A 13499-nucleotide genomic window follows, 5' to 3' on the forward strand; every position below is an offset into this window, starting at 1 on the left:
ATGCCCTGCGACATCCAGGCCATTTCCCGCCCATGACACGGACCTGACCCGGGTCAAACGCGCCAAGTCACGGCTCGGTCCCGTCCTGTCGGACAATCTGGTGTTGCAGGACGCTTGATCGAGATGGATGTCCGATGAAAGCCCGACGCGAGGCAGGGTTCGTACCTGCGCCCAGTCCGGTCAGCCGAACCGGCGGGCCTTGGCTTCTGCATCCTCGTTCGGGCTGCCCGGAGGAAGGGGCTGCGGCAGGACGACGGGGCTTGCGGTGCCCGCCGGCATCGGTCCGGGCTCGGCGAGGTTCGCGGATGAGCCGGTCGCAGGTCCGGTCCGTGCCGAGGGGGCGCCGGCCGGCAGGGTGGTGGCCGACGTCGCGCCGTTCGGCGGTATCACGGCCGCCGGCTTCGGCTCGGTCGTCGAGACGCTCGCGGGGAAGGCGGGCGCCGGGTTCGCGGTGGGCGGCGCGGCCGGGCGCGGTGCCGCGAGGGCGGCGGACTCGGCCTCGGGTGCGGCGCTCTCGAACGGCTCCTGGCCTGTGAGCAGGTTCGGCGGCGCCTGCCAGACGAAGGCGTCGATGCGGCCGGAGACCGGGGAGATCGGCTCCCAGGTCGGCGAGGCGACGCCGTCGGCGATCCAGACGGGGTCGCGCGGGGCATGCGCGGCACGCGCCAACCACTCGCGGGCGCGGCCCGAGCCGGCGCCGTGCTCGGCTTCCTCGATCCGCGCCATCATCAGGCAGGTCCGCACGGTCGGGCCGTCGTCGAGGAGCGGCTGGATCGCCTCGCGCGCCTTGGCGAAGTCGCGGGCGTCGAAGGCGGCCTGGGCGAGGGCGAGGCGCGCCTCGGGGGTCCAGGACGAGAGCTTGGCCAGGGTCTCGGCCCGCGTCAGGCGGTCCCGCACGGAATCACCCGTGCGCAGGTTGAGGTAGACCTTGGCGAGGTCCGGGTGCGGGTTGGCCTTCCAGGCCGCCTCGACGATCTTGGCGGCCTTCTTCAGGTCGCCGCGGCGCGCCAGCAGGCGCCCGGCGATGCAGGCGGCGGGAACGAGGTCGGGCGCGAGCTTGACCGCCTGGAGCGCGCGCTCGGTGGCGGCTTCGGGCTCGCCGGCCTCGCGCACCTGCGCCATCGCGGTGAGCAGGACCGCGCGCTGGCGGCGCGCCTCCGCCTTCTCGATCAGCCCGAGGGAGCCGCGGCGCTCGACGATCTCAAGCGCGCCGCCCCAATCGCCGTCGGCGCATTGCGCCTCGAGCACGGCGTCGTTCGCCCAGGTGACGCTGGGGGCGAGGCGTGCGGCTTCCGCGGCGTAGGCGCGGGCGGAGACGTCGTCCTCGCGGCGGCGGGCCTCGACGAACAGGCCGCGCAGGCCGAGCACCCGGGTCTCGGGGTCATCGACCATGCGCTGGAAGGCGCTCTCGGCCGCCTGCCGGTCGCCGGAGATCTGCGCCGCCTGGGCCTTGAGCAGCAGGGTCAGCGGCTCGGCGCCGAGAAGGCGCTCGGCGTCGCCCGCATGGCGGCGGGCGGCGAGCGGGTCGCCCGACCCGACGGCGACCATGCCGCGCGACAAGGCGGTGAAGCCCTTCGCCCGGCGCCGCTCGCGCGAGCCGTTCACCAGGGTGTCCGGCAGGGTGATGAGGCCGCGCACCACGGCCCAGACCAGGCCGAGCACGATCGCCGCGACGCCGACGCCGACGAGCGCGATGGCGAGGCTGGTGGCCACCTCGTACCCGTTCCACACGATGGTGACCGAGCCGGGTCGGTCGGCGATCCACACCGCCCCGAAGGCGGCGACGGCAAGCAGGGCCAGGAAGGCGAGGGCGCGCCACATGAGGTCGGGTACTCCTGTCAGCCGCGAGAACGGCGTCGCGTCGCGACGAGGTCGTGGGCGGGGGCGTCGGGCGCCCCCGCGGGATGGTGTGTCGCCGCGATCACGACTTGAGACTGATCACGGCTTCGATGCGATCACGGCAAGGAATGCATCAAGGTTTGGCGGCCGGCGCGGTCGTCGGCAGGCCCTTGAAGGCGTCGGAGAGCAGCGCCTGCGCCGCCTGCGCCGCGGCGGCCCGCGCCGTCAGCGTCGCGCCGAAGCCGCCGGCCTGCGCCTTCAGGTCCTGCGGCATCGCCGCGTAGGCCTGCGACGCCTCGAGCAGCGCGCCGCTGTCGAGCGCCGCCTGGACCTTCGCCACCGGATCGGTGTCGGCGGCCTCGGCCGTTTGCGGCGCGTCGACCTTGCGGACCTGCACGATCGAATCCGCGATGCTGAGGAAGCGGCTCTTCAGGTCGCCGTTGGCGGCCACGTCCTTGGAGGCCGCCGCCTTGCGCGCCGCCGCCGCCTTGTCGGCGATCGGCCGGAACTCGGCGGCGAGCTGGTCGGCCGTGGGCGCGCCCTTGTCGGCGAAGGGCGCCAGGGCGTCGATCCGGCTCGCGTCGCCGGTCTCGAGCTTGCGCAGGGTCGCCAGCGGCTCGGCATAGGGCACGCCGGCGTCGAGCGCGGCAGCGATCCGGTCCGCTGTGACGACCTTCAGCGCGGCCTGTACGGTGCTGGCCTCGGCCCGCAGTGCCACCGCCTTGTCGAGGGCCGCGACCTTCTCCGCCTGCTCCTGCAGGCGCCGGTCGAGGGCCTTGGTCGCCGCCTCGGCTGTGCTCCTGCCAGCCTCGGCCGCCTCGCGGCTGGCCTGGGTCGCGGTCTGGACCGCCTCGGTGGCGGCCTTCACTCGGTCGTCGAGGGTCTTCTGCAGGGCGTCGAGGCGCTGGCCGAGCGCCTGGTCGGCCTCGGCGTTCGCCTTGGTGCGCGTCTCGACCTCGCCCTGGAGCGCGGCGAGCTTCGGGGCGAGGTCGGCCGCCGGCGCGCGCGCCGCCTTGTCGGGCGCCTTGTCCTCGAGCGCCTTCACGCGCCCGTCGAGGGCGGCGAGCTGCTTCGGCCCGTCGCCGGCCTGGGTCGCGCCGAGGCGCGCATCCGCCGGCTGGTCGCGGCCCGGCTCCTCCTGCAGGGCGGAGACGCGCTGGTCGAGGCTGTCGAGGCGGGCGGCGATGTCGGAGGGGAGCGCGGCCGGGGCCGGGCTCGCGTCCTGGCCCGCGGCCTGCGTGGCCGGCGCGCCGGCGGCGCGGTCCAGGGCCTGCTTGGCCGTGGCTTCGGCCGCCTTCACCGCGTCGGGCAGCGGCTTCAGCGTCGCCTCGTTGGCGGCGACGCGCTTGTCGAGGGCGGAGACCGCGTCGCGCGGGCTCAAGGACGCCATCCGCTGGTCGAGGCCGGTGAGCTGGCCGGAGATGCGCTGGTCGAGCGCGGTGAGCCGGGCGTCGTCTCCGGCGTTGCCGAGGATGCCGGCGCGTTCCACCGCGAAAAGCAGGCCGGCGCCGATGACGCCGCCGAGCAGGCCCGCGGTCGCCACCGAGCCGAAGCCCGGCCCGCGGGCGGCGGGAACGTCGGCCGGGCCGACGCGCGGCGGGGCGCTGCCGGAGCCGGCGGGCTTGGCGCCGGCCGTCGCGGCACCTGGCTTGCTGTCGGAAGCCTTGTCGTCGGAAGCCTTTTCGGAAGTTTTGCCGTTGGATGCGGCCATGCCGGCAGCGAGGCCCGCTGCGCCGGCCGCCGCCGCCTTGGCGTCGCCGCGCACGTCGCCCTTCGCGTCCGGCTTCTTCGCGGCGTCCTCGACGCGCTTGGCCTTCAGGTCGATGATCGGCCCGTCGGTGAGGGCGCCCGTGGGGCGCGGCCCGCCTTGGGCCGGGCCGCCGGCGGATTTCGGCGGCTCGGTGGTCGCACCGGGGCGACCGAACTCGGGCTTGCCGGCGTCCGGCTTGTTCGTCTCGGGCTTGCCCGGCTCCTTTGCAGCGGCCGATCCGGCCGGTACGCCGGAGAGCCCGGGCTTGCCAGGCTCGGTGCCAGGCTTGCCCGTCGGGCTTGCCGCGCTTGCGCCCGGGGCGACCGCGGGCTTGGCCTCGGTCTTCGTCGGATCCGACGCCGCGGACGACGGCTGAGCCGGGCGGCCGGGTTCGATCTTGGGGTTGGCGGAGGTCGGCGGATCGGTCCGGCCAGCCTCGGGCTTCGACGCCGGGGTGGGGGCGGACGAGGACGAAGGCGAGGCGACGGAAGCCGCCGGCTTGCCCGGTTCGAGCTTGCCGGCTTCGAGCTTGCCCGGCTCCGACTTCACGTGGATGCCCGGCGGCAGGGTGTCGGAGGGGCGGCCCTGCGGCGTCGCGGGCGCTCCGGGCTTGCCGGCCTGCGCGGGAGGGGCGTTCGGAGTCGTCGGGCCGTCCTTCGCGGCGCCCGGGGTCGGGGTTCCGGCGTTCGAGCGGTCGGCGTCGTTGGATGGTGGCTTCACGGCCGTTGTCTCTCCCGTCTCGACGTGCCCGGCGCGGCGGTTCTGCCCGGCGCCCCGATCTCAAGCGTTTCCGCGACCCCGCGCCGCCTCGTGCGACACTTCCCTACCATCCCCGGTTCGAACCGGGCGAGACCCGATCCGACGGCATCGCAAGGATGTCAGGACAGGCCCGCGAGGAGGTCGTCCTCGCGCGGTCGCCCAGCGACGAAATGGGCCGCGACCCCGGCTTGGTCCAGGGCTGCCGCCACGTCGTCCGACAGGCAGTAATGCCTCAACGCGCCGAAAGCTCCGCCGTGTCCGGCCGCTTCCGACAATCGATGCGCCACGCGTGCGCTGCGGCGGGAGTAGTGCAGGGCGGCATCGAGCCCGGGCGGCGTCGCGGCCAGCGCGGAAAAGACCGCGTCCGGCAGGTGCGGCACGGCCTCGGCCGCGTAGGCCACGTGCGTCGCGATCGCGTAGCCCGCAGCCGTCAGCGCCGCGGCGGGCTCGGCCTTGCGCTCGGCGCCCGCCAGATGGAGCAGGCGCGCGCCGGCCGCGAGCCTGCCCCGCACCAAGGCGGCGAGCGCGACGGCGTCGCCCGCGCCGACCGCGACCGGTCCGAGCCGCGCCTCGGCGAGCGCCGCCGTACGCGCGCCGACGGCGAAGACCGGGATTCCGCGCAACGCCCCGGCGTCGGTGGTCGCGAGCACCGCGTCGAGGGCGTTCGCGCTGGTGAGGATCAGGCCGTCGAAGGGTCCGTGCGGCAGGGCCGCGCCGGTGGGGCGCACCGCCAGCACCGGCGCCACCAGCGGCCGGTGGCCGAGCGCGGCCAGGCGTTCGCCGGTGCGCGCGGCGCCGGGCTCTGGCCGCGCCACCCAGATCCGCACCTCAACCCTCCAGGTCGAGGCGGATGCCGTGATGCGCCGTGGCGCCCGGCGCCAGCAGGCGCTGCGCGTCCCGCTCGGCGAGTTCGCCCGAGAAGCCGGCCCAGTCGGCATGCCCGGTCCAGGCTTCGAGCGACAGGAACGGCGCCGTCGGCTTCGTCCACACCGCCAGGTGCGGAAAGTCCTCCACCGCCATCCGGATCGCCCGGCCGCCCGGCCCGGTGAAGCGCATCGTGCGGCTCAGCGCATCGCGGAACACCAGCGCCTCGGTGAACAGGGCCGGATCGAGCGGCAGTGTCGTGCCGTCGAGGTGGATCGGGCGCTCCTCGCGCAGCAGCAGGCCGCCGGGGCCGACCTCGGGGACGGCGGCGCGCTCCGCCTGCTCGAATTCCACCGCGTAGCCGCCGTCGGCCGCCCGCGTGCCGCCTGCGAACGGCCAGGGGAAGGCCGGGTGGAAGCCGAGCCCGTAGGGCAGGGCCGTATCGCCCGGATTGTGGACCGCGATCGCGAAGTCGAGCCCGGCCGGGCGCACCCGGGCGGTGACGTCGAGGCGGAACCGGAAGGGATAATGCGCCAGCGTCTCGGACGTCTCGGTCAGGCGCAGGGTGACGGCGTCGTCGGCCCGCTCCACCACCGCGAAGGGCAGGTCGCGGGCGAAGCCGTGCTGCGCCATCGGGTAGGTCCGGCCCTCGACCCGCACCACCCCGCCGGCCGAGGCGCCGACCACCGGGAAGAGCCAGGGCGCGTGCCGGCTCCAGTGCTCGGGATTGCCGTTCCAGAGATATTCGGTGCCGCCCACCCGCCACGACACCGGCTCGGCGCCGGCGAGCGCCAAGGCCGCTTCGGTGCCGTCGGCGGCTTTCAGGTGGATCGTGTCGGACATGGATGTGATCTCCGAGGTCGTGGCTATGTCACCCTGGCGGAAATGGCCTTCCAGCACGCGGATCACGCCGCCGCCCCGAGGTGCTGGGTCACCGCATGAAGCGGGCCGGAGGCGACGAGGCGGCCGTCCTCCAACACGTGGACCGTGTCGGCGGCCTCCAGGCTGGTGAGGCGGTGGGCGATCATGATCAGCGTGCGCTGGCCGGCCAGCGCGTTCAGCGCGGCCATCACCGCGCCCTCGGTCTCGCCGTCCAGCGCCGAGGTCGCCTCGTCGAACACGATCACGTCGGGGTCGTGGTAGAGCGCCCGGGCGATGCCGATGCGCTGGCGCTGCCCGCCGGAGAGGCGCGCGCCGCGCTCGCCGACGCGGGCGTCGTAGCCCTCGGGCAGGGCCGCGACGAAGTCGTGCGCGCCGGCCAGCCGCGCCGCGCGCTCCGCCGCCGCGCGGTCCACCGGCTCGAGGCCCAGCGCGATGTTCTCGGCCACCGTCCCGTCCACGAGAAAGACGTCCTGCGGCACGTAGCCGATCCGGTTCTGCCAGGCGGGCAGGGTGTCCGCGTCGAGGGGCGTGCCGTCGACGGTGATGCGGCCCGCATCCGGTGTCAGGATGCCGAGGACGAGGCCGACGAGGGTCGACTTGCCCGATCCGGTGCGCCCGACGAGGCCGACGGTGGTGTTGGCCCGGATCGTCAGGCTCACCTCGGCCAGCGCCGGCCGGCCGGGCGCGTAGGCGAAGCCGACGCCCTCCAGGCGGATCGCGTCGCAGAACGGCAGCCGGGCGAGAGTCCGCGGCGGGCTCTCGGTCTCGCCGGCGAGGTCGTCGACGATGACGCGCACCGCCGGCAGGTAGAAGCGCAGCAGCGCCAGCGAGTTGAAGATGTTCTGGAAGGCCGGCAGCATCCGGTATCCGGCGAAGGCGAACAGCCCGAGCAGCGGCAGGATGCCGGCGGTGTCGAGCCCCTGGGCCAGCGCGAACAGAACCACCACGATGACGCCGCCGAAGGCCAGCGCCTCGATGACGAAGCGCGGCATCTGCCCGGTCAGCAGACTCTCGGCGGTGGCCTTCGCGTAGGCGCGGGCGGGGGTGTCGAACTTGCCGGCGAAGGTCTCCGCCCGGCCGTAGAGCTTGAGTTCGGTGAGCGCGCCCAGCGTCTCCTGCACCACGCGGTAGCGCTGCGCGTTGTCGCCGACCGAGCGCGCGCCGAGCGAGGCGAGGCGCGCACGCATCACCAGGTAGATGCCGACGTAGAGCCCGCCGAAGCCGCCGCCGAGGATCAGCGCGAGGCGCGGCGCGTAGACCAGCAGGAAGGCGATGACGGCGAGCGCCGAGATCGCGCGGGACGCGATGACGGTCGCCGGCGTCAGCACGCCGATGACCAGCCGGTCGGTCTCCGAAAGCACGTTCTTGGCGAGCTCCGCGCTGTTCCCCTGCGTGAAGAACAAGCGTTCACGCGCGAGGTAGCGGAACAGCAGACGCCGGGCGAAGCCGTAGCCGGTGAGATGCGTGAACAGGAGCTGGGCGTAGGTCAGCGCGGCGTTGACCACGGCGGTGACGAGGATCGCGAGCAGCGCCGCCAGACCCGCGGCGATGAGGAAGCTGCGGTCGTCGGCCAGCCCCAGCGTATCGCGGATGTGGGCGAGGTAGGGCAGGCGGGTGGCGGCCGCGGGATCGCCGACAAGCGTAAGGAACGGGATCACCGAGGCGACGCCGACCACTTCGAGCAGGCCCGCGCCGGTGAGGCCGAGTGCGATCAGCGCCAACCGCCGCCGGTCGCGCGCCCGCATGGCGCGGACGAGGTCGATCAGCGCGCGCAAGGGTGCGTCCTCGGGATCGGCACAACACAACGCTCTTTTCCCCCCCTGCGGGGGAGGGAGGGAAGGGCGCCCGGCGCGGATCTCTCTGTGAAGCGCTCTCTCATGTGGGCCGAGCGCATAGAGGCCCGGCGCCATGCTGTCCACGCGGGCGGGCGCGGCCGCGAAGCCCTGCCCGCCCCGTCAGGCCTTCAGTCGACTTGCTTCAGCGAGCCGAGGTCCACGTCGCCGTTCTGGCTGGTGAAGGTCAGAGACTTGCTGCCGCCGTCCTGCTGCGAGACGCCGCCGATCTTGTGGTCGCCGCTGTCGTAGGTGGTGGTCTTGCCGTCCTGCTCGATCAGCAGGCGGTGCTTCTCGGGGAAGAAGGCGTACTTCATCCCGTTCTGCGACCCGCTGGTCGAGGGCTTGCCGAGGTCCTCCGGCCACCAGGGCTCCATGCCCTTCATCGGCTTCATCGGTTCCATCGGCTTCATCGGTTCCATCGGCTTCATGGGCTCCATCCGGGGCAGGCTCCTTCGTGGTCTGTCTCTCGCCATGACGCGGCAGGCCGGGATCGGTTGCATCGCACCCCACCGATCCAGGCGAGGATCGTGCCGCGCCGACCCCGGGGGCGTCGGCTCAGAACGCCCGCATCTCGCGGATCTGGCCGTCGAAGCCGACGTGCAGCGCGCGCTCGCGCCCGTCCTGGCCCTTGGCGGCGACCTCGAGGTGGCGCGGGCCGCGGCCGGTGACGCGCACGTCCGAGTAGCCGGCCGCCTGCACCGAGGCGGTCAGCGCCGGCACGTCGGGGTTGGCCCCGAGCCCGACTTTGTCCTTCGCCCAGTCGAGGGTGCCGGGGGGCTGGCCGCCGGCCGGGCCGAGCAGCACCCGGTTGCCGTCGCCGTGGGTCAGCACCGCCGCGTGCAGGAACCCGTTCTCGAAGCGCCCCTGCACGGTGACGGTCTCGCCCTTGGCGACCAGCGTGCCGCCTTCGCCCCGGCGCCCAGTCTCGACCAGCGCCCGCCCGGTGCCGTCCTGCAGCACGAACTTGTTGCCGAAGATCTCGGCGACCTCGCCCTTGGCGGCGATGCCGCCCGACGGCACCAGGGCGGAGATCGCCACCGGGGCGATGGGCGTGGTCGAAGGGGCGCCGTTCTGCGCCAGGGAGAGGCCGACGGCGCCCAGCGCCAGCGGCGCGGCGATGGCGCCGACGACGAGGGTGCGGCGGGGCAGGCGGCGGACTGGCGGCTTCGAAGCGGCAGCCTGGGGGATTTCGGTGGCGGTGCCGTCGATGACCTGTTCGTTGCTCATGATGATCGTGTCCTGTTCGGGTGGGCCCTTTCGGGTTGACGGCGTTCTAGGAGAGGGCCGCCAATCCACCCTGAACCGCGCGGTTCAGCTCCGGTTAAACCGGCCGGCCTAACCCCGGCGCCCGTCCCCGAGAGGTTCGAAGATCCATGAAGGTCCTGCTGGTCGAGGACGATGCGGCGCTCGGCGCCGAGATCGCGAAGGCGCTGCGCGCGGAAAACTTCGCCCTCGACCACGCGCGCGACGGCGAGGACGCGCAGCATCTGGGCGAGACCGAGGATTACGACGCGGTGGTGCTCGACCTCGGCCTGCCCAAGCGCGACGGCGTCTCGGTGCTGCAGGCCTGGCGTGCGGGCGGACGCACCCTCCCGGTCCTGATCCTCACAGCGCGTGACGGCTGGAGCGACAAGGTCGCGGGCTTCAAGGCCGGCGCCGACGACTACCTGGTCAAGCCGTTCCGCACCGAAGAGCTGGTGATCCGCCTGCGGGCGCTGGTGCGGCGCTCCCAGGCCAGCGGCGCGAGCCGGCTCGTGTGCGGGCCGTTGAGCTTCGATCCCGGCCTCGGTGCCTTCGAGCGCGACGGGCTGCCCCTGAAGCTCACCGGCCTCGAATGGCGGGTGCTCTCCTGCCTGATGCTGCGCAAGGACGCGGTGGTGCCCCGCTCGCAGCTGATCGAGCGGGTCTACGACGGCGACGCCGACGTCGATTCGAACTCGGTCGAGGTCATCATCACGCGCCTGCGCCGCAAGATCGCGCCGGCGCAGATCGAGGCGGTGCGCGGCCACGGCTGGCGCCTGCACGCGGACGCCGCCTGATGGCCCGCGCATCCGCCGCCGACGGCGCAGGCCCCACCGGTTCCCTCGCGCGCCGCCTCCTCGCGGTAGCCCTCGTTTTCATCACCGTCGCGCTCGTGGTCGCGGGCGTCGCGATCGGCTTCATCCTCCATCGGTTCGTCCGCGGGCAGATCGACGGACGGCTCGATGCGCAGATCGTGGCGATCCGTTCCGGGCTTGAGCAGGGGCCGGACGGTCCGCGCCTGTCCCGCGACTTCGACGCGCCGCCCTTCGACCGCGAGGGCTCGGGCTGGGCCTGGCAGGTGCGGCGCGGCGGGACGCTGCTGCGCTCCGCCTCGCTCGGACGCGAGGCGCTGCCCGTGCCGGCGGCCCCCCGTCCCGACGAGGGCTCGGACCGGCCGCAGCCCGCCGACGCGACCGACGCGCACGGGCGCGGCCTCGTCCTGCGAGTCCTGACGCTGCCCGCCGAGGACGGGGCCGCGCCGACGACCATCGCCGCCTCGGCGCCCGCGGCGGCGTTGCGCGGGCCGCTGCGCGAGGCCCTGACCACGCTGGCGCTGGCGCTCGCGGTGCTCGGCCTCTGCCTCGTCGGCGGGGTGCTGGCGCAGGTGCGCCTGGGCCTCGCGCCGCTGCAGCGCCTGCGCGCGGACCTCGCCGACGTCCGCGCCGGGCGGCGCGAGCGGGTGCCGGTCGCGCAGCCGGCCGAAATCCGGCCGCTGGTCGCCGAACTGAACGGGCTCCTCGACCAGAACGCCGCCAACCTCGCGCGTGCGCGCACGCATGTCTCGAACCTCGCCCACGGCCTCAAGACGCCGCTCGCCACCCTGACCCTGGCGCTCGCCGACCCAGGGCGCGATGCCGACGGCACCTTGCGCGGCCTCGTCGGGTCGATGGACCGGCAGGTCCGCCATCACCTGCGCCGCGCCCGCGCGGCGGCGCTCGAAGGCACGGCCCGTGGGCGGATCGGCTTGGCGAGCCCTATCCAGGATCTCGCCGCGACCCTCGGCCGCCTGCATGCCGCCAAGGGCGTGCGCGTCCGAACGGAGATCGCCGAAGGGCTGACTGTCAGCTGCGAGGCGCAGGACCTCGACGAGATGCTCGGGAACCTGATGGACAACGCCTGCCAATGGTGCCGCGGCGAGGTCCGGGTCTCGGCGGCGATGCAGGACGGCGCGGTGGCGATTGGCGTCGAGGACGACGGGATGGGCCTCGATCCGACGGCGGCGACCTCGGTCCTGCGGCGCGGGCAGCGCCTCGACGAGACCGTGCCGGGCAACGGATTCGGCCTGTCGATCACCCTGGAGCTGGCCGAACTCTACGGCGGCGGCCTGACCCTCGACCGGTCCGACCTCGGCGGTCTGCGCGCGACCCTCGTCCTGCCGGGCTGAGGGCCCAACGCAAGAAGCCCTCGACGGCGTCGGGCCGGAGGGCTGGTTCGACTAATGTGATCGGGAAGGTACGTGGCGCGGGCGACGGGACTCGAACCCGCGACCTCCGGCGTGACAGGCCGGCACTCTAACCAACTGAGCTACGCCCGCACGGCGTATCCGCTCGACAGCCCGGTGGGCCTCGGCGACGAGCGGGGGTTTAGGTGGGGGGGCAGGGAGTGTCAAGCGTGACCTTGCCACGCGAGACGCGATTGTCCGCAGACCCCGATTCTCCGGTCGCCGAACCGGATCTGTCTATTGGGGGGCTGCGCCGATCTGCCGTGTTGGCGAAGACCTGACATCGCGCCACCTCTCTGTCTCAGGCCGCGATTGTGCGACGCGCAAACGGCTTGTTTCACCGGGTCGGCTCGACTAAGCCTCGGCCCGCGCGCACCCTGGCATTGGAGCAATTCCATATCGCCGTTCGGTGAAGTTCAGGGCGGCGCGGTCCAGCGCGTGAGAGGTGTCGCATGACCGGTCTCCTGGCGGATTACCTGCCGCTCATCGTGTTCCTCGGCGTGTCGCTGTTCATCGCGGCGGCTCTTCTGGTGGCCCCGTTCCTGGTGGCCTATTCGAGCCCGGACCCGGAGAAGCTCTCGGCCTACGAGTGCGGCTTCAACGCCTTCGACGACGCCCGCATGAAGTTCGACGTGCGGTTCTACCTCGTCGCCATCTTGTTCATCATCTTCGACCTCGAAGTCGCCTTCCTGTTCCCCTGGGCCATCACGTTCGGGGATCTCGGCTGGTTCGGCATGTGGTCGATGATGGCCTTCCTCGGGGTCCTCACCGTCGGCTTCGTCTACGAGTGGCGCAAGGGCGCCCTCGAATGGGACTAGTCCGCGTCGTCGCCCCGCCCGCCCGCTCCTGAGGCATCCATGGCCTTCACCCCCGAACTGTCCCGCGCCCCGGCGATCGCGCCGCAGGCCAAGGGGCTCGTCGATCCGAACACCGGCCGCCCGATCGGTGCCGACGACCCGACCTTCCTGACGATCAGCGCGGAACTCGCCGACCGCGGCTTCCTGATCACCTCCACCGACGACCTGATCAACTGGGCCCGCACCGGCTCGCTGATGTGGATGACGTTCGGGCTCGCCTGCTGCGCGGTCGAGATGATGCAGATGTCGATGCCGCGATACGATTGCGAGCGCTTCGGCTTCGCCCCGCGCGGCTCGCCCCGCCAGTCCGACGTGATGATCGTCGCGGGCACGCTGACCAACAAGATGGCCCCGGCTTTGCGCAAGGTCTACGACCAGATGCCGGAGCCGCGCTACGTGATCTCGATGGGCTCCTGCGCCAACGGCGGCGGCTACTACCACTACTCGTATTCGGTGGTCCGCGGCTGCGACCGGGTCGTGCCGGTGGACATCTACGTGCCGGGCTGCCCGCCGACGGCCGAAGCGCTGCTCTACGGCGTGCTGCTGCTGCAGAAGAAGATCCGCCGTACCGGCACGATCGAGCGCTGAGGGCAGGCGATGACCAACGGCATCTCGATCCTCGCCCACACCCAGCCCGTCTCCGGCGACGCGGCTCTGCAGGCGCTGTCGGACCACGTGGCCGGGGCGCTCGGCCCGGCGGTGGTCGAGCGCACCATCGCGCTCGGCGAGCTGACGCTGGTGGTCCAGGCCTCGGACATCGTGTTCGCGCTGACGTTCCTGCGCGACGACCCGGCCTGCGCCTTCCGGAACTTCATCGACATCTGCGGCGCCGACTACCCGAGCCGCGCGCAGCGCTTCGACGTGGTCTACCACCTGCTCAGCCTGCGCCACAATTCCCGCATCCGGTTGAAGGTGCGCACCGACGAGGTCACGCCGGTCCCCTCCGTGATCGAGGTGTTCCCGGCGGCCAACTGGTACGAGCGCGAGACCTACGACCTCTACGGCATCCTGTTCTCGGGCCACCCGGACCTACGCCGGCTGCTCACCGATTACGGCTTCGAGGGCCACCCCCTGCGCAAGGACTTCCCGCTCACCGGCTTCGTCGAGGTCCGCTACGACCAGGACGAGGCGCGCGTGGTCTACGAGCCGGTGAAGCTGACGCAGGAATTCCGGAACTTCGACTTCCTCTCGCCGTGGGAGGGCACCGAATACGTGCTTCCGGGCGACGAGAAGAAGACGGCTTGAGGCGG

General features: G+C 73.1%; 12 protein-coding genes and 1 tRNA gene. 5 read left to right on the forward strand and 8 right to left on the reverse strand.

Going from position 1 to position 13499, the window contains the following annotated elements; translation table 11 throughout:
* Window positions 1–180: 180 nt before the first annotated feature.
* The 7 genes from FV234_RS02840 to FV234_RS02870 form a co-directional block, all read right to left on the reverse strand.
* Window positions 181–1821, reverse strand: coding sequence for a heme biosynthesis HemY N-terminal domain-containing protein (locus tag FV234_RS02840; protein ID WP_147828017.1), 1641 nt, complete (start codon window positions 1819–1821; stop codon window positions 181–183).
* A 151-nt stretch (window positions 1822–1972) separates the two neighbouring features.
* A complete protein-coding gene (locus tag FV234_RS02845) occupies window positions 1973–4309 on the reverse strand; it encodes a translation initiation factor 2 (RefSeq protein ID WP_147828018.1) in 2337 nt (778 codons plus the stop codon).
* Window positions 4310–4467: 158 nt separating this feature from the next.
* Window positions 4468–5175 carry a uroporphyrinogen-III synthase gene (locus FV234_RS02850; protein ID WP_147828019.1) on the reverse strand — a complete coding sequence of 236 codons (708 nt, stop codon included), beginning with the start codon at window positions 5173–5175 and terminating at the stop codon, window positions 4468–4470.
* A gap of 1 nt (window position 5176) precedes the next feature.
* Window positions 5177–6055, reverse strand: coding sequence for an aldose 1-epimerase family protein (locus tag FV234_RS02855; RefSeq protein ID WP_147828020.1), 879 nt, complete (start codon window positions 6053–6055; stop codon window positions 5177–5179).
* A gap of 62 nt (window positions 6056–6117) precedes the next feature.
* Window positions 6118–7869, reverse strand: coding sequence for an ABC transporter ATP-binding protein (locus tag FV234_RS02860; RefSeq protein WP_147828021.1), 1752 nt, complete (start codon window positions 7867–7869; stop codon window positions 6118–6120).
* A gap of 188 nt (window positions 7870–8057) precedes the next feature.
* Entirely contained in the window at window positions 8058–8357 is a 300-nt protein-coding gene (locus FV234_RS02865) for a hypothetical protein (protein WP_306422411.1), read from the reverse strand.
* Between the two features lie 127 nt (window positions 8358–8484).
* Window positions 8485–9156, reverse strand: a complete 672-nt coding sequence (locus FV234_RS02870; RefSeq protein ID WP_147828022.1) for a DNA-binding protein — start codon at window positions 9154–9156, stop codon at window positions 8485–8487.
* Window positions 9157–9302: 146 nt separating this feature from the next.
* On the opposite strand from FV234_RS02870, the gene FV234_RS02875 reads away from it, so the two are divergent.
* On the forward strand, window positions 9303–9968 hold the full coding sequence (locus FV234_RS02875) for a response regulator transcription factor (RefSeq protein WP_147828023.1): 666 nt from the start codon (window positions 9303–9305) through the stop codon (window positions 9966–9968).
* Window positions 9968–11335, forward strand: a complete 1368-nt coding sequence (locus FV234_RS02880) for an ATP-binding protein (RefSeq protein ID WP_147828024.1) — start codon at window positions 9968–9970, stop codon at window positions 11333–11335. The genes FV234_RS02875 and FV234_RS02880 overlap by 1 nt, the downstream gene beginning before the upstream one ends.
* Window positions 11336–11408: 73 nt before the next feature.
* Here the strand turns inward: FV234_RS02880 and FV234_RS02885 are convergent.
* A tRNA-Asp gene (locus FV234_RS02885) sits at window positions 11409–11485 on the reverse strand.
* 359 nt (window positions 11486–11844) lie between these two features.
* Here FV234_RS02885 and FV234_RS02890 point away from each other — a divergent pair.
* The 3 genes from FV234_RS02890 to FV234_RS02900 are packed head-to-tail and all read left to right on the forward strand — an operon-like array spanning window position 11845 to window position 13494.
* A complete protein-coding gene (locus tag FV234_RS02890) occupies window positions 11845–12210 on the forward strand; it encodes an NADH-quinone oxidoreductase subunit A (RefSeq protein ID WP_147728471.1) in 366 nt (121 codons plus the stop codon).
* Window positions 12211–12249: 39 nt separating this feature from the next.
* Complete coding sequence (locus tag FV234_RS02895) at window positions 12250–12837, forward strand: NADH-quinone oxidoreductase subunit B (protein ID WP_147728470.1); 588 nt, start codon at window positions 12250–12252, stop codon at window positions 12835–12837.
* Between the two features lie 9 nt (window positions 12838–12846).
* Window positions 12847–13494, forward strand: coding sequence for an NADH-quinone oxidoreductase subunit C (locus FV234_RS02900; protein WP_147751047.1), 648 nt, complete (start codon window positions 12847–12849; stop codon window positions 13492–13494).
* Window positions 13495–13499: the final 5 nt, after the last annotated feature.

Origin of the sequence: Methylobacterium sp. WL8, from assembly GCF_008040045.1 — a bacterium.
In the GTDB taxonomy this organism is placed as follows: domain Bacteria; phylum Pseudomonadota; class Alphaproteobacteria; order Rhizobiales; family Beijerinckiaceae; genus Methylobacterium; species Methylobacterium cerastii.